Source organism: Streptomyces poonensis, from assembly GCF_014650915.1.
Taxonomy (GTDB): Bacteria; Actinomycetota; Actinomycetes; order Streptomycetales; family Streptomycetaceae; genus Streptomyces; species Streptomyces poonensis.
Window position 1 is genome coordinate 187,603 of record NZ_BMVW01000008.1, and the last position, 17,279, is coordinate 204,881.

The window sequence follows — 17,279 nt, forward strand, 5'->3', positions numbered from 1 at the left end:
ACACGAAGAGCTCCCGTGCGGCGCCCGCGCCCCGGACGGCGGCACCGCGCACCGCGCGAGCCGCGGACGTCACCGGCACCGCCGGACCAGGCGCGGCGCCCGGGAGCCTGACGGGAGAACCGCCCGCATGCTCGAGCCGACCGAATCCAACGAGGGTTCCGAACACAACACCCCCAGCGACACCCTGCCGCCGCGTCGGCGCCGCCGTGCCGCGTCCCGCCCCGCGGGCCCGCCCGCGGCCGGCACGGAGACGCCCGCGGAGACCGTCGCACCGGCCGTACCGCCTGCCGAGACGCAGGACCAGGACCTGGTGAACGAGGAGGAGGCGGTGGCCGAGGCCGCCGCCGAGGCCCCTGCCGCCGAGGAGGCCGCTCCGCCCGCCCGTACGCGGCGCCGGGCGACGCGCCGTGCGTCGGCGCCCACCGGGGCGCCCGCGTCTGCGGAGACCGTGGTGCCCGCGACGACGGCGGACACCCCCGCCGAGACCGCAGAGTCGGCCGCCGCCGAGCCCGTCGCCGCTGTCGAGGAGGCGGCTGCGCCGGCTCGTACGCGGCGTCGGGCGACGCGTCGTGCGTCGGCGCCTGCCGGTGCGCCGGTGGCTGAGACGACGGAGACCGAGACCGCTGCTGTCGAGCCGGTCGCTGCCGAGGCTCCGGCCGCTGAGGCCGAGGCTGCTGTGGAGGAGGCGGCTGCGCCGGCTCGTACGCGGCGTCGGGCGACGCGTCGTGCGTCGGCGCCTGCTGGTGCGCCGGCGGCGGCGGCTGAGACCTCTGAGACCGCTGCTGTCGAGCCGGTCGCTGCCGAGGCTCCGGCCGCTGAGGCCGAGGCTGCTGTGGAGGAGGCGGCTGCGCCGGCTCGTACGCGGCGCCGGGCCACGCGTCGTGCGTCGGCGCCTGCCGGTGCGCCGGCCGCGGCCGAGACGACGGAGACCGAGACCGCTGCTGCCGAGCCGGTGGCTGAGGCCGCGCCCGCCGAGGCTCCGGCCGCTGAGGCCGAGGCTGCCGTCGAGGAGACCGCCCCGCCGGCCCGTACGCGGCGTCGGGCGACGCGGCGCGTGTCCGCGCCCGCCGGTGCGTCGGCGACGGCGGAAGCCGCCGAGACGCCGTCCACGGCAGAAGAGAAGCCCGCAGAGAAGCCCGCCGAGACCCCTGCCCCGGCTCCGGCCGCGGAGCAGAAGCCCGCTCCCGCCGCCGACACCGAGGACGCCGCTCCGCGCCGGGGCCGCCGCCGAGTCGTGCGCAAGGCCGCCGGTGGGTTCTCGGAGCCCGCGACACGGCGTGCCGCCGAGGACGGCGAGACCTCGCCCCGCCCGGCGCGTCCGGCGGTCGCCGTGTTCCAGGCGCCCGTGTTCGCCGAGCCTATGTTCCAGACGCCGGAGCGGGCCGCCGCCGCGGCTGCCGCCGAGGCCGCCGAGGCCGCCGAGGAGGCTCCCGAGGTCAAGGCCGAGGTCGAGGCCGAGGCCGTGCACGTCCCGGAGGAGGAGAGCACCGGCTCGCGCCGCCGCCGCCGTCGGCGCGCCGCCGAGGAAGCCGTGGCCGTGACCGCCGACGAGGCGGAGGAGACCGCGGAGGCGGAGGACGCCGAGGAGACGGCCGAGGACGCCGCCTCAGAGGCCGACGCCGAGTCCGACGACACCGACGACACCGAGGAGACCGGCTCCCGCCGGCGCCGCCGTCGCGGTGGCCGCCGCCGTCGCCGGGGCGAGTCCGCCGAGGCGGAGGGCGAGTCCGGCGACGCCGGGGAACTCGCCGGTGAGCAGGCCGCTCAGGACGCCGAGGACACCGCCGAGCAGGTCGAGGAGGACGCCGAGGAGGCGGACGAGGACCAGCACGCCGACGACCACGCCGCCGGCTCCAGCAGCAGCCGTCGCCGCCGTCGCCGCCGCCGTCGCGCGGGTGACACGGGCGCCGACAGCGAGCCCGGCGAGGGCGACCCGGAGCGCACGGTCGTCAAGGTGCGCGAGCCGCGCAAGAAGGACGAGCACACGTCGAGCTCCGACGAGGTGCAGTCCATCAAGGGCTCGACCCGCCTGGAGGCCAAGAAGCAGCGCCGCCGCGAGGGCCGAGAGCAGGGCCGCCGCCGGGTGCCGATCATCACCGAGGCCGAGTTCCTGGCCCGCCGTGAGGCCGTCGAGCGCGTCATGGTCGTCCGCCAGAACGGCGACCGCACGCAGATCGGCGTCCTCGAGGACAACGTGCTCGTGGAGCACTACGTCAACAAGGAGCAGTCGACCTCGTACGTCGGCAACGTGTACCTCGGCAAGGTGCAGAACGTCCTGCCGTCGATGGAGGCCGCCTTCATCGACATCGGCAAGGGCCGTAACGCCGTGCTCTACGCCGGTGAGGTCAACTTCGAGGCGCTGGGCATGGCCAACGGCCCGCGGCGCATCGAGTCCGCGCTGAAGTCCGGTCAGTCCGTCCTCGTCCAGGTGACGAAGGACCCCATCGGCCACAAGGGCGCCCGTCTGACCAGCCAGGTCTCCCTCCCGGGCCGCTACCTCGTGTACGTCCCCGAGGGCTCGATGACCGGTATCAGCCGCAAGCTGCCCGACACCGAGCGCGCCCGGCTGAAGACCATCCTCAAGAAGATCGTCCCCGAGGACGCGGGCGTCATCGTGCGCACCGCCGCCGAGGGCGCGAGCGAGGACGAGCTGCGCCGCGACGTCGAGCGGCTCCAGGCGCAGTGGGAGGACATCCAGAAGAAGGCGAAGAGCGGCAACGCCCCGACCCTGCTGTACGGCGAGCCGGACATGACCGTCCGGGTCGTCCGCGACATCTTCAACGAGGACTTCTCCAAGGTCGTCGTCAGCGGTGACGAGGCGTGGCAGACCATCCACGGGTACGTCTCGCACGTGGCGCCCGACCTGGCCGACCGCCTGTCCAAGTGGACGAGCGAGGTCGACGTCTTCGCCACGTACCGGATCGACGAGCAGCTCGCCAAGGCGCTGGACCGCAAGGTCTGGCTGCCCAGCGGCGGCTCGCTGGTGATCGACCGGACCGAGGCGATGGTCGTCGTCGACGTCAACACCGGCAAGTTCACCGGTCAGGGCGGCAACCTCGAGGAGACCGTCACCAGGAACAACCTGGAGGCGGCCGAGGAGATCGTGCGCCAGCTGCGGCTGCGCGACCTCGGCGGCATCATCGTCATCGACTTCATCGACATGGTGCTGGAGTCCAACCGGGACCTGGTGCTGCGGCGCCTGCTGGAGTGCCTGGGCCGTGACCGTACGAAGCACCAGGTGGCCGAGGTCACCTCGCTGGGCCTCGTGCAGATGACCCGCAAGCGGGTGGGCCAGGGCCTGCTGGAGTCCTTCTCCGAGACCTGTGTCCACTGCAACGGGCGCGGCGTGATCGTGCACATGGAGCAGGCGTCCTCCGCGGGCGGTGGCGGCAAGCGCCGCAAGCGCGGGCGCGGAGGTGCCGAGCAGACGCACGAGCACACGCCGGACCACACGCACGAGCACGACGCAGCGGCGGAGACCGCGACCACGGAGCCTTCGGGTGCCGTGGAGGCCGAGGACGGCGGGGCCGGGACGGCCGCCGAGCCGGCCGGTGTTCCCGAGGCACCCGCCACGCAGCCGCTCATGGACGCCTTCGCGCCGGACGAGGAGCTGTACAGCAGCGTCGCCGAGGCGGAGGCCGCGGCCACGCGCGGCCGTGCGCGGCGCCGGTCCGGCCGACGCGTGTCGGCGCCCGCGGGCGCGCCCAAGGCCGACCGGGCCAAGGGCAGGCCGGGCAGGCCGGAGGCGCGCACGGCGGAGACCGCGGAGACCGCGGGGACCGACGAGCGGGCGCCGAAGTCGCGCGAGGCCGCCGAGGCGGAGCCCGTCGCGGTCGAGGACCCCGTGGTGGAGACGCCGCCGTCCGTGGTGGGCGACGAGGCCGCCCCCGCCGAGGCCGCCCCCGCCGAGGACCGGGCCGAGGCCGCGCCGAAGGGCCGTACGCGTCGCAGGGCGACCCGCAAGGCGACGGCACCCGCCGGGGCGCCCGCGGCGGAGGACGCCGTGGTGACCGTGGTGGAGTCGGTGGCTCCCGCGGAGCCGGAGACGGCCCCCGAGCCGGAGACGGCGCCGGAACCCGTCGCCGTGCCGGAGGCCGCGGAGAGCGCGGCTCCCGCCAGGCCCCGGCGGCGTGCGGTGCGCAAGGCGACCGCGCCGACCGCGCCGGAGGAGGCAGCCGTCGTGGTGGTGCCGTCGGCATCCGCCGAGGCTCCGGCGGACGCATCGGCCGAGGCTCCTGAAGGAGCAGCGGCGGACGCGTCGGCGGACACTCCGGCGGAGGACGTCGAGCCGGTGAAGAAGACCGTGCGGAAGACCGCCGCCAAGAAGACCGCCGCGAAGAAGGCGACGACCAAGAAGGCCGCCGCCAAGAAGACGACGACGGCCAAGAAGGCGACGACCGCGAAGAAGACCACGACGAAGAAGGCGGCGACGAAGAAGACGACCGCCAAGAAGGCGACGTCGAAGAAGACCGCGGCGGCGCAGCAGACGACGCCCACGGTCACGGCGTCCGCGTCGGAGCCGGCGTCGACCGACGAGGGCTGACCCTCGCGGCCGCGTCTGTGAGCTGGTGACCGGTGCCCCGGTCCGGCGGATCGTCCGCCGGGCCGGGGCACCGGCGTACCGGCCCCCCACGTCGGGGGCGGCCGGTACGCCGGTGGGCTCGCTCACGGGACGTGCCCGCTGTGGCGGGAGCGGGCCGGCTCGGTTTGACCCTTTCGGCGCAGGCCCCGTACTCTTGACCGTCGGCGTGTCCACTGACATGCCACATCCCCGTAAACCTCTTCCTCCCGGGCGCCGGGCGCCACGGGAGAGGCCGCCCGCGTGCCGGGTGGCTGGACTGCGGGGGTGCCGTTCCCGAGCGAGAGAGTGAGATCCGCGTGTACGCCATCGTGCGCAGCGGTGGCCGCCAGCACAAGGTTGCTGTCGGTGACATCGTTGAGGTTGACAAGATTTCCACCGCCAAGGTTGGCGACACGGTCGAGCTCTCGACCCTGCTCGTTGTCGACGGCGACTCCGTGACCAGCGACCCGTGGGTGCTGGCCGGGATCAAGGTCCAGGCCGAGGTCGTGGACCACCACAAGGGCCAGAAGATCGACATTCTGCGCTACAAGAACAAGACCGGCTACCGCCGTCGTCAGGGCCACCGCCAGCAGTACACGGCGATCAAGGTCACCGAGATCCCCTCGGCTGCGAAGTAAGGGACTGAGAACAGATGGCACACAAGAAGGGCGCATCGTCCACCCGGAACGGTCGCGACTCCAATGCTCAGCGGCTCGGCGTGAAGCGCTTCGGCGGTCAGGTCGTCAGCGCCGGTGAGATCCTCGTCCGCCAGCGCGGCACCCACTTCCACCCGGGTGCGGGCGTCGGCCGCGGCGGCGACGACACGCTGTTCGCGCTGCAGGCCGGTTCGGTGCAGTTCGGCACCGCTCGTGGCCGCAAGGTCGTGAACATCGTTCCGGTCGCCTGATCGGACACCTCGCGAGGCGGACCTCACTTCCCGGCCGGGAAGTGGGTCCGCCTTTCGCTTGTTATTGCTTGGGCCAAGTACTAGCTGTACGTCTTCTGCACGTCTTTGGAGGCACCGAACCATGACCACCTTCGTGGACCGCGTCGAACTGCACGTCGCCGCGGGTAACGGAGGCCACGGCTGTGCCTCCGTCCACCGTGAGAAGTTCAAGCCGCTGGGCGGCCCCGACGGGGGCAACGGCGGCCGGGGCGGCGATGTGATCCTGGTCGTCGACCAGTCCGTCACGACGCTGCTCGACTACCACCACTCCCCGCACCGCAAGGCCACCAACGGCAAGCCCGGCGAGGGCGGCAACCGTTCCGGCAAGGACGGGCAGGACCTGGTCCTCCCCGTGCCGGACGGGACCGTCGTGCTCGACAAGGCGGGCAACGTCCTCGCGGACCTCGTCGGCCACGGCACCTCGTACGTGGCCGCGCAGGGCGGCCGCGGCGGCCTCGGGAACGCGGCGCTGGCCTCCGCCCGGCGCAAGGCCCCCGGCTTCGCGCTGCTCGGCGTGCCGGGCGACCTCCAGGACGTCGTGCTGGAGCTGAAGACCGTCGCCGACGTGGCGCTCGTCGGCTACCCGAGCGCCGGCAAGTCGTCCCTCATCTCGGTGCTCTCCGCCGCCAAGCCGAAGATCGCGGACTACCCGTTCACGACGCTCGTGCCCAACCTGGGCGTGGTGACCGCGGGCTCCACCGTCTACACGGTCGCCGACGTGCCGGGCCTCATCCCGGGCGCCAGCCAGGGCCGCGGCCTCGGCCTGGAGTTCCTGCGCCACGTGGAGCGCTGCAGCGTGCTCGTGCACGTCCTGGACACCGCGACGCTGGAGTCCGACCGCGACCCCCTCTCCGACCTCGACATCATCGAGGAGGAGCTCAAGAGTTACGGCGGCCTCGACGACCGTCCGCGCATCGTCGTCCTCAACAAGATCGACGTGCCGGACGGCAAGGACCTCGCCGAGATGGTGCGGCCGGACCTGGAGGCACGGGGCTACCGGGTCTTCGAGGTGTCGGCGGTCGCGCACACCGGTCTGAAGGAGCTGTCCTTCGCCCTCGCCGACCTGGTGGCCCAGGCCCGTGCGGCCCGGCCGAAGGAGGAGGCGACCCGGATCGTCCTCCGCCCGAAGGCGGTCGACGACGCCGGCTTCACCGTGGTCCGCGAGGACGACGGCCTGTTCCGCGTACGCGGTGAGAAGCCGGAGCGCTGGGTGCGCCAGACCGACTTCAACAACGACGAGGCCGTCGGCTACCTCGCCGACCGGCTGAACCGCCTCGGCGTCGAGGAGGAGCTGATGAAGGCGGGCGCCCGCGGCGGCGACGGCGTCGCCATCGGTCCCGAGGAGAACGCCGTCGTCTTCGACTGGGAGCCCTCGGTCATGGCCGGTGCGGAGATGCTCGGCCGGCGCGGCGAGGACCACCGCTTCGAGGCCCCGCGCCCGGCGGCCCAGCGCCGCCGCGACCGCCAGGCGGAGCGCGACGAGGCGGAGCAGGCGTACGAGGGCTTCGACCCGTTCGACTGAGGGAACCGAGGATCCCGCACCGCGAGGGGGCGCGAAACCGTGCCCCCTCGCGGTGCACCGTCTCCCGTCAGTTCGCCCGGGCCCCGAGCAGGCCGCTCAGCGTGCCGTCCTTGGCCGCCTGCTGGAGTTCGTCGTCCCCCGGGTGCTCCGCGAACTCCTGGAGGACGTCGTCGGGGATGAGGCGGTAGTGCTCGGTGATCAGGGGCAGCAGTGCCGAATGGTCGATACCGTCCGGTGCCCGGCGCAGCCCCCTGAGGAACCCGCGGTAGGTGAACGCGGCGTACCGCTGCAGCATGCGCTTGATGTCGCCGGAGTACCGGTCGCCGAGCCGCAGCAGATGCAGGTTCAGTGCCAGGTGGTCGAAGTAGTTCGCGGGGTTGGTCCGGAGGGAGTCCATGATGGAGTTCCCCTCGGCGCGCTTCCGGTAGTCGTACACCGGCTTGTCGAGGAGATAGATACTTCCCGCGGAAAGCATCGCCGGAATGCTGAACCAGGCGTCCTCGAACAGCCGGCCGTCCGCGAAACGAAATCCGTGATCGCGGACGAAGCGTGCCGAGTAGAGCTTGTTCCATACGCTTCCGGAGAAAATCAGTTCCGGATACCGGGTGATGTCCGAGATCAGCTGATCGCCCTTGCCGAAATGCCGCTTCCAGCGGCCGTAGGGGCGTTCTGGAACGTTGACGAAGTCCGCGACCACCATATCGGCCCCGCTCTCCAGGGCGCAGGTGAGCATGGACCGGAGGCCGTCCTCGCGCAGGACGTCGTCCCCGTCGGCGAAGGCGAGATAGCGGGCTTCCGCCTCGTCCAGCGCGCGGTTGCGTGCCGCGCCCGGCCCCGCGTTGGGCTGCGTGAGGACGCGTGCGTTGGGGTGCCGGCGGGCGAATTCCGACAGCAGTCCCGGGGTGCCGTCCGCCGAGCCGTCGTCGACCAGCAGGACCTGTGTTCTGTCGAAATCCCGCTGGCTCTCTATCGACTCCAGGCAGGCCGGAAGGTAAGGAGCCACGTTGAAGCACGGCACGATGAGTGTGATGTCGTACTCGGGGTTCAGGAAGCGCCCTTTCATAGTCTGTGCGTCGTTCTTTTCCGCCTTTTCCGTACCGGTCCGGTGAAGGCCGTCCGGTGAAGGCCGGACGGGGTACGGAGGCAGGATACGGAACGGGCCGGTTCCCGTCGTCGGACGGGAACCGGCCCCTCGGCTGCTCGAGTCCCGGAGCGGTCCGGGATCGTCCCGGACCCGGCGGAACGCGGGGTCAGCGGCTCATGGCGGGAGATCCCTGCTGGACCTCGGCCTCCTGTGCCACGGGCTTGTCGTCGTAGGACGCCATGACCCGCTCGAAGTCCTTCGTGGACAGCAGGAGCTTGTAGATGATGGCGAACTCGAAGAGGAGCAGCAGCGCGCCCGCGGCAACGGTCGTCCACATGATCGCCCCGATGAGCGGGGCGATGATGAAGACAGCCATCTGGAATTCGATACCGCTGATCAGATGCGTACGGATACGGTGCGCGATCAGGAAGTCACGGATGCGGTTGTACTTGGTGAACCGGCGGATGAAGGACTGCTGGGTCACGATGAGGGAGGGCGCGGGCGCGGCGTCCTGCGGGGTGGCGTCCTCGGCCTCGGACGCTGCCTCGTCGACGACGTCGGACGTGTCGGCCAGGTGCGCCGGCACGGTGCCGTTCACGGCCTCCGCGCGCTGCTTGAGCTTCTGCCGCATGCCCTGACGGACCTTGAAGATCTGCAGGGCGTCGATGTACCGCAGCATGTCCAGGAAGACGACCGCGAGGGCCAGCCACACGTAGGCGACGTCATCGGTCCTGTTGTACTGACCGCCCATGAGGGCCACGGCGCAGATCAGCACCCTGACGCGGTCGAAGACGTAGTCCAGCCACGCACCGAACTCCGAGCCCCGGCCGGTGAGACGGGCGAGCTTCCCGTCCATGCAGTCGAAGATGAAGCTGATGTGGTACACGATCGCGCCGATGACCAGCCACTGCCGGTCGCCCTGGGCGAAGCAGGCCGCCGCGGCCAGGCCCATGACCAGAGCAGCCCAGGTGATCCCGTTCGGCGTGATCCAACGCCACCTGGCCGTCAGCCGGACCAGGGGAGTGGCCACGGGGTCGACCAGGAGAACGGTCCACCATGCGTCTCTTCTTTTCTCGGTGAGACGGCGGACCTCGGCGAGAGGTGGTATTTCCATGCGGAGGCCTTCCAGGCTGCTCCCTCGGCGGCTCGCAGCCGGAGAAGGAGGTTGTAACAAGGTGCTCGTGCGGCTTGCCGGCGGGGCCGGGCCGGGGGCGGCGGAGTAAGCGGCCCCCCGCCAGTATCTAGACGCATAGTCAGGCCAAAGGTTGTGCAGGCATCTATGTGGTAGAGGCCACAGTCCCGTATGCCTGTTTCGTCGCGATGGAGGCCGCAAGGGGGCGGGAAGGGCTGAGTTAACCTGCTCATGAGACTGGCTACGTCCCTGTGTCACCCGAAGTTTCCCCGGCGACACGTTCCCGTCGCCGTGTGCGGCTCTACGGTCGGAGTTCCCGTCGCTGCTTCCGCGGCCAGGGGTCCCGGTATTCAGGAGTAGCGCTCCCAGGAGATCACCTCGGCGATGGAGGCGTAATGTCCACGTCCATGGACACTGCACCCGTTATTACTGTGGTTGTGCCCGCCTACAACGCCGCAGGAATCGTGGGCAGGGCCCTCGACTCGCTGGCGGTCCAGACGTTCCGGGACATCGAGGTCCTGGTCGTCGACGACGCCTCCGAGGACGGCACGAGAGCGGTGGCCGAGCGCTATGCCGAACGCCTGCCCGGGCTGCGCGTCATATCCCGTGACACCAACAGCGGGGGCGTCGGTGCCCCGCGCAACGACGGAATCCGGGCCGCCCGCGGCGAGTTCGTGATGTTCCTCGACGCCGACGACGAGCTGTACGCCAAGACGTGCGAGGTACTGCTGCGGTCGGCGCGGGAGAGCGGCGCCGACATCACCGCGGGCCGGGCGTACCGGGTGAACTACGAGAGGGCCACGTCGCGACTGTGGCAGCCGGCGCTCTACGGGACCGAGAGGCACGTGGCGGGGGCCGGCGCCTGGCCGGAACTCGTCAACGACCCCATCGCGGCGGCCAAGCTCTACCGCCGCGATTTCCTGGTCGAGCACGACATCCTCTTCCCGGAAGGCCTGTTCTACGAGGACACGCTCTTCTCGGCCATGGCGTACGCGCACGCGAAGGGCATCACCGTCCTCGCCGAGCCGGTGTACCGGTGGATCTGGGAGGACCGGGGCGCCGGCGTCGGGTCGATCACGAACAGGCGGCACGAGATCCGCAGCATCAGCGACCGGATCGAGGTCCACCGGCGGGCGGACGCCTTCCTGGCCTCCGTGGGAGCCCGGGAACTCAAGGTGCACAAGGACGTCAGGTTCCTGAGCCACGACGTGCGTCTGTACATGAAGGAGCTGCGGTCCGCCGACGAGGAGTTCCGGTCGGCCTTTCTCCGTACCGTCTCCGGCTATCTGGCCGAGATCGACGAAGAGGCGTACACCCTGTGCGGCCCGCTCGATCGTGTGCGCGCCTTCTTCCTGCGGCACCAGCTCGCCGACGAGGCGCTCACCGTCTCGGACTTCGAGCAGCGGCGCAGCGTGGTGTCGAGCGACCTGACCCAGCGGGACGGGCGGACGTACTGGTCCGGCCGCCATCTGTCGCTGCCGGGGGCCGCCGAGGTCCTGGACGTCACCGAACTGCGGCTGTACGACGAGCCGTTCGACAACGCGCGGCTGTACAACCGGGTGACGTCGCTCCGGCTCGAGGGCGCGGCTCTGCACATCGCCGGTGAGATCGGCAACCAGTTCCAGCGCGTCAAGCCCGGTGACCGGACGGAGCTGGTCCTCCTGGTGCGCGCCAAGGGAGTGCCCGGACGGGAGGCCGTCAAGGTCGCGGACGTGCGCGTGACCGAGGAGCAGGTGTCCTACGCCGTGTCGGCCGACCTGCGCTCGCTGGTCGCCCCGTACGCGGACCAGGAGACGGTGAACGTGTCGCTGCAGGTCCGGTGGGAGGGCCGGAAGCACACCACCGCGCTGTGCGTCCGGGGCCTCGATCTCGGTCCGGTGAACCGGGCTCTGGACGGTTCGGGACTGGAGGCCTCCGAGTCGTCCAGCGGGAACCTCGTGCTGCGGCCCGCCGGTTCCGGCGCGGGCGCCGCCGCGGGAGCCGTGGAGACGGCCGACTGGACCTGGTGGGAGGGCCGGAGCCGGCCGGACAGCCTCCCCGCTCCGGCGGATCCCGAACTGTCCGTGGTCGTGACCGGCGCGGCCGGGGAAGCGTCCCTGCGCTCGGCCCTGAACTCCCTGGCGTGCCAGGACGTGTTCCCCAGGACCGAGGTCGTCCTGGCCGTCGATGACAGCGCCGACGGGAGCCCGGCGGTCGTCGGCGAGTTCGCCGAGCAGTACAAGAACGTCACCGTCCTGCGTACCGGTGCGGACGCCGGAGACCGCGAGGGCGGCACCGCTGCGGAGGTCCGGCTCTCCGCGCCCCACGTGGCCTTCCTCGACGGCTCCGCGGTCCTCGCCGAGGGAGCCCTCCGGCGGCTGCTGGACGCCGCGAGGAACAACGACGCCGATGTGGCGGTCGGCAACACCTGGCAGACGTCCGGAGCGCTCGCCGCGGTGGAGGAGCGCTGGCGCACGTGCTTCGGAGCCGGGGACAGGGTCCTGGACGGAGTCGCCGCCGCCCCCGGCCTGCTCTTCGCGGCCTTCCCCGGCGGCAAGGTGTTCCGCCGCGAGTTCCTGAGCGACCTCGGTGTCCGTCCCGGACCGGACACGGGCATCCGGGAGGTCGTCACCGCGCTCGTACGGGCGCGCCGGATCGCACTCGCCGACTCCGTCGTCCACGGCGTCCCCGGCGCCGGCGAGGACGGCACGGCGGTGGGGGACCGGCTGTCGGCGACGCGCCGCATGCTGGAGCTCGACCTCGCCCTGGCCGGCGACTTCGCGTCCGCCGGCGAGGAGGAGAAGGCCCTGGTCCGCGGCTTCGCCGCGGGCAGCTTCGACGCCTATCTGCGCGACCTGCCCAGGATCCTGGGGCGCGACGAGCTCACGGACCTCTATCCGCGGGTCAGGGAGCTGTACCGCGAGATACCGGACGACGTGGTGCGGGAGCACGCGCCCGCCGACAAGCCGCTGCTGCTCCACCACGCGGTGAAGGCCGGCAACGCCGAGCTGTTCCGCTCCTCCACGGAACCGCCGGAGTACCTCCCCGAACTGGTCGTCGACGGACCGCTCCTCTACCGGAGAGCGGTGGGAGACGTCGAGGTCTCCACGCTGCTGCGCGTCGAGAACCGTTCGGCCATGGCGGAGTCGGTGCGGCCCGTGGACGGGGCCCTCCGCGTCGAGGGGTTCCTGGTCCTCGGCGGGGTCGACCTGGACCGGGAGCTGGAGAACCGGCTGGAGCTGGTGCTCACCTCCCCCTCCGGCCAGGAGCGCTCCGTGGCGGTCCGGCAGATCTACCGCCGTGACCGCTGGCACGTGCGCAGGCAGCGGGACCTGCACTCCGGCTGGCGCGCCGACCTCCACGCCGACGACCTCGGCGGCGTCCTCGCGGGCGAGTGCGCCCTCGCGGTGCGGGTGCACGGCGAACGCGGCCACATCGACATCCCGGTGACGGCCAGGCCCGCGCTGCACCGCTTCAAGGCCCCGGACCGGGTGAGCGGATTCCGCTACCAGGCGACGGTGTCCGACGACGGCAGGGTCGGCCTGCGGGTGACCTCCGGCAAGGGGAAGGCCCGGTTCGCCGCCGCCGCCCGGAGGTTCGCCGGGGAGACGGCCGCGGTGCTGAAGCGCCGGCCGGGCTGGCGCCTGAGGCTGCTCTACTGGCTCACCCGCCCCGTACTGTCCCGCCGTGACATCTGGATCGTCGGCGAGCGGCAGGACACCGCGCAGGACAACGGGCACCACTTCTTCCGCTACATGCGGGAGAACCACCCCAAGCGCAACGCGTACTACGTCATCACCCGGGACTCCGCCGACCGCGAGAAGATCGCGGGCCTCGGCAACGTCATCGACCTGGGATCGCTGAAGCACAAGCTGTACCTGCTCAACGCCACCCGGCTGATCTCCCCGTACGACCTGGAGGCCTACCTCGCGCCTCCCGGTGTCAGCAAGGTCGACTACCTGCGCCGGTTCGGGGACCTGCTGCGCTACCGCCGGGTCTTCCTGCAGCACGGCGTCACGTACAACGACGTCTCGCAGTCCGCGCACCGGCAGTCCACCAGCGTGGATCTGTTCGTCGCGGTCTCCGAGCACGAGGCCGACTACATCGCGTCGGAGATGGGGTACAGCCGCGACGAGGTCCAGGCGCTGGGCTTCCCCCGCTTCGACAAGCTGCAGCCGGTCGAGGCGGAGCCGACCGTCCTGCTGATGCCCACCTGGCGGCGGGACATCGTGGTGCCCTCGTACAACCGCAGCCGCCGGCCGAAGGTGCAGTTCGCCGCGTCGGAGTACTTCCGCTTCTTCTCACGGCTCCTGGAGAACGAGCGGCTGAGGGACGCGCTGAGCCGGTCCGGCGTGCGCCTGGAGTTCTTCCCGCACTACGAGATCCGCCCGTACCTGTCCCACTTCAGGGTCGACCACCCGTCCATCAGTGTCGCGGACCCGAAGAAGCGCGGTGTCCAGCAGGCGATGAAGGAGTGCTCGCTCCTCGTCACCGACTACTCCTCCGTCTTCTTCGACGTGGCCTACATGGGCAAGCCGGTCGTCTACGTCCCCTTCGACGAGGACGATTTCTACGGCCGCCACTACCGGCGGGGCTACTTCGATCTGACCGACGACGGGTTCGGGCCCGTGTGCCGGACCGTGGAGGACGCCGTCGACGAGATCATCGCGGCGATCGACCGGAAGTTCAGGGTCGAGAGCCCGTACAGCGATCGCGTGGACGAGTTCTTCGCCCGCCGGGACATGGCCAACTGTGCGCGTGTCTTCGAGGCCGTGGACCGTCTCGGCTGACGGCCGAGGGAAGCTGACGGCCGAGTGAAAGGGATGAGGCAATGAGCTGGCTGATCACAGGAGGCGCCGGGTACATCGGCGCACATGTCGTCCGCGCCATGACGGCCGCCGGTGAGCGGGTCGTGGTCTTCGACGACCTGTCGACCGGTGACGCCGACAGCGTGCCGGAGGGTGTGCCGCTGGTCGTCGGCACGGTGCTCGACCGCGCGGCCCTGGACGCCGCCATCCGGGAGCACGCGGTGACGGGCGTGGTGCACATCGCGGCCAAGAAGCAGGTGGCCGAGTCCGTCGAGCAGCCGCTGCACTACTACCGGGAGAACGTCACCGGGCTCGAGACCGTGCTCGCGGCCATGGCCGACGCCGGGGTGAAGCGGTTCGTCTTCTCCTCCTCCGCGGCCGTCTACGGCATGCCGGACGTCGATCTCGTCACCGAGGAGACGCCCTGCGCGCCGATGAACCCGTACGGCGAGACCAAGCTCGTCGGGGAGTGGCTGGTCCGGGCGGCCGGCCGGGCGCACGGCATCGGCAGTGTCTCGCTGCGCTACTTCAACGTCGCCGGCGCCGCGAGCGCGGAGCTGGCCGACCGCGGTGTCTTCAACCTCGTGCCGATGGTCTTCGAGCGGCTGGAGGCCGGTGAGGCGCCGCGCGTCTTCGGCGACGACTACCCGACGCCCGACGGCACCTGCGTCCGCGACTTCATCCACGTCGAGGACATCGCCTCGGCCCACCTCGCCGCCGCCCGCAGGCTCGCGGACGACCCCGAGGGCACCGCGCTGACCCTCAACATCGGACGCGGGGAGGGCGTGTCGGTCAGCGAGATGATCGACCGCATCTGCAAGATCACCGGCCATCAGGACGTACGCCCCGGGACCTTCCCGCGCCGCCCCGGCGACCCGGCCCGGGTGGTGGCCGCGGCCGACCGCATCCGTGCGGAGCTGGGCTGGTCCGCGCGGTACGGGGTGGACGAGATGATCGAGTCGGCCTGGTCCGGCTGGCGGCTGCGGCACCCGCGGTAGGGTTCCCGCGCCATCTCGGACCCCGGTGTCCGGGTGAACGCGCGACCGGCCCCGGAGGACATGCCTCCGGGGCCGGTCGCGTGTGCCGTACGGGCGCGCTACGCCGTGGTGACCGTGTCCGAGGCGGTCGGATCGGTGTCCGCCGCGTCGTCGCGCGCCTCGGGCTCCGCCATGTCCTCGAGCTTGTCCTCGAGCCGGACCGGGACCTCGGAGGCCATCCGGGACCGCATCCGGACGCGCCGCTCGTCGGCCTTCGCGCACAGCGCCCGCACCGCGTTGTCGAAGCGGACCGGCGACGGCGGGTCGGACGGGCCCAGCAGGTGCACCTTCAGCTCCGCGCGGGCCGCGGCGAGCCGGTCCTTCTCCGGGTGGCGGACCGACTCCAGCAGAGCCGGCACGCCCTCGGCCGACGGGGTGAGGACGAAGCCCGCCGACACGGTCGGGAAGCCCGTCCGGAACGCCTCCTCGTCCATGCCCGAGGTGTTCGCCACCGCGTACGGCTTCTCGCTGGACAGCCAGTCGGACACCACCGACGAGACATCGCTGATCAGCAGGTCGGCCTGGTTGAAGCAGGTGAAGATCGTGGGCCGCGCGTCCGTGATGATCTGGTGCTCCCACTCCGGGAAGGACGCCCAGTACGCCTTCTCCCAGGCGGCCGTGGCCTCCGCGATGGCCGCCTCCCGGTTCCCGCTCGGCGCGCCCTGCAGCATCATCCGCTCCACCTCGTCCGCGCTGGCGCGGAAGGACGTCGAGGTGAGCTCGTCCAGCTCGGCGGTGCGGCGGGCCAGCTCGGCGGCGGCCTCCGGGCCCGGGCGGGCACCCGAGCGCCGGGTGTTGGCCTCGCGGATCATCGCCTTGATCCGCTCGTTGGCGGCACCCGCGCGCGGGTCGACGGAACCGGTCATCGGGTGCGGCTTGTACAGCAGCCGTACGCCGTCGTCCGCGAGCAGCCCGCGCACGATGTTCTCGCCGGCCAGGACCACCGAGGTGTTGCCCGGGTTGCCGTCCCAGCCCTCCCACGTGGGGGCGTACAGGACGGTCGTGTACGTGCCCGTCGGCGCGCCGGACCAGGGGCGGATCGGGGCCAGCTGCGGGCGGCCGACCTCGACGATGTCCTTGTCCTCGACGCCGACCTCGGCGAGCGCGTACCGCTCGCGCGCCGCGGGTCCGGCGACCCACACCTCGTCGTACGCCTTCGCGTAGGGGTTGCAGGAGGACAGCTTGTCGCTCTCGCCGTGGTTGATGAACGCGTGCTTGATCGTGGGGATGCGCAGCACCTGGGAGGTCTTCGCGGCGTTCGCCGGGTGCAGCATCATCTTCAGCGTCGAGTTCTCCAGCGAGAACATCGTGGCGACCTTGGGGAAGCAGATGATCGGCACGTCGGTGGCGTCGATCTTCTGCACCATGAAGCGCTCGCGCAGCACGATCAGTGGCCTGCCGTCGAGCTGGGAGAGCGAGGAGAGCCACATGTTGGCCTGGTACGCCGACGTGGTGCCGCCCGAGAAGTACATCGCGACGGTGGGCCTGTACTCGGCCAGCCACTGGTCCAGCCACTCGATGACCTGCTGCTCGTTCTTCGGCCGCTTCTTCGCCCGCAGCCAGTCGGCCAGGTACGCCGTACCGCCGAGCATCAGCGCCAGGGCCAGGCCGAGGCCGAGGGCACCCCAGAGCACGTCCCCGGTGGCCGCGGTGGCCAGCAGGCCGGCCGTGGCGGGCAGCGAGAAGGTGAGCAGGCGGTGGGCCTGGCGGCGGGACAGCAGGCGCGGCGGGGCGGCGGTCAGGCGCAGCGCCGACGCGTCGATGTTCCGCGTGACGATCGGCAGCGTGCGGGTGCGGCGCACCAGTACGCTCACGCCCTGGCAGAGGAAGTGCAGCGCGTAGAGGGCGCACAGGCCGACCAGCAGCGGTGCCTGCTCGCCCAGCGGGTCGACACCGTCGATCCGCAGCAGCCCCACGAGGACCAGCATGTCGCGCAGCAGCTGGCGGACCATCGTGTCGAAACGGACCTTGCTCAGGATGACGAGGAGACCGGGGCTCCGGTACTGCAGCAGCGTGTCCAGGACGAGGCCCGCGGCGCTCGCGGCGACGAACACGGGGACGTTGGGCAGCAGCGCGGAGATGATCTGAGCCGTATAGAACGCGAACATCGCCAGCAGCACGGAAAGCTGCGCGACGCGGCGGTATGGGAGGCCTGCGGAGGGCACGGGCGGGGCTCCTGCGGAGGGGTTGGATGGGGGGAAGTGGAGCAA

The 17,279-nt window shown here is 71.5% G+C and carries 9 protein-coding genes; 6 read left to right on the forward strand and 3 right to left on the reverse strand.

Going from position 1 to position 17,279, the window contains the following annotated elements; genetic code table 11:
• Positions 1–127 precede the first annotated feature (127 nt).
• The 4 genes from IE242_RS21130 to obgE all read left to right on the forward strand — a co-directional run bounded on the left by IE242_RS21130 (position 128) and on the right by obgE (position 7,029).
• Positions 128–4,543, forward strand: coding sequence for a ribonuclease E/G (locus tag IE242_RS21130; RefSeq protein WP_189861576.1), 4,416 nt, complete (start codon positions 128–130; stop codon positions 4,541–4,543).
• Positions 4,544–4,878: 335 nt separating this feature from the next.
• Positions 4,879–5,199: a 50S ribosomal protein L21 gene (rplU, locus tag IE242_RS21135; protein ID WP_073946703.1), complete on the forward strand. Its 321-nt coding sequence runs from the start codon at positions 4,879–4,881 to the stop codon at positions 5,197–5,199.
• Between the two features lie 14 nt (positions 5,200–5,213).
• Complete coding sequence (gene rpmA, locus IE242_RS21140) at positions 5,214–5,468, forward strand: 50S ribosomal protein L27 (protein WP_030569980.1); 255 nt, start codon at positions 5,214–5,216, stop codon at positions 5,466–5,468.
• Between the two features lie 121 nt (positions 5,469–5,589).
• Positions 5,590–7,029, forward strand: coding sequence for a GTPase ObgE (obgE, locus tag IE242_RS21145; protein ID WP_189861578.1), 1,440 nt, complete (start codon positions 5,590–5,592; stop codon positions 7,027–7,029).
• 67 nt (positions 7,030–7,096) lie between these two features.
• Here obgE and IE242_RS21150 read toward each other — a convergent pair whose 3' ends face one another.
• Entirely contained in the window at positions 7,097–8,092 is a 996-nt protein-coding gene (locus IE242_RS21150) for a glycosyltransferase family 2 protein (RefSeq protein WP_189861580.1), read from the reverse strand.
• A gap of 187 nt (positions 8,093–8,279) precedes the next feature.
• Positions 8,280–9,227, reverse strand: a complete 948-nt coding sequence (locus IE242_RS21155; RefSeq protein ID WP_189861582.1) for a CDP-alcohol phosphatidyltransferase family protein — start codon at positions 9,225–9,227, stop codon at positions 8,280–8,282.
• A 425-nt stretch (positions 9,228–9,652) separates the two neighbouring features.
• On the opposite strand from IE242_RS21155, the gene IE242_RS21160 reads away from it, so the two are divergent.
• Positions 9,653–14,014 (forward strand): bifunctional glycosyltransferase/CDP-glycerol:glycerophosphate glycerophosphotransferase, encoded by a 4,362-nt coding sequence (locus tag IE242_RS21160; protein WP_189861584.1) that lies wholly within the window; start codon positions 9,653–9,655, stop codon positions 14,012–14,014.
• Between the two features lie 41 nt (positions 14,015–14,055).
• Positions 14,056–15,030 (forward strand): UDP-glucose 4-epimerase GalE, encoded by a 975-nt coding sequence (gene galE, locus IE242_RS21165; RefSeq protein ID WP_189861586.1) that lies wholly within the window; start codon positions 14,056–14,058, stop codon positions 15,028–15,030.
• 98 nt (positions 15,031–15,128) lie between these two features.
• Here galE and IE242_RS21170 read toward each other — a convergent pair whose 3' ends face one another.
• On the reverse strand, positions 15,129–17,234 hold the full coding sequence (locus tag IE242_RS21170; protein ID WP_189861588.1) for a hypothetical protein: 2,106 nt from the start codon (positions 17,232–17,234) through the stop codon (positions 15,129–15,131).
• Between the last annotated feature and the right edge of the window lie 45 nt (positions 17,235–17,279).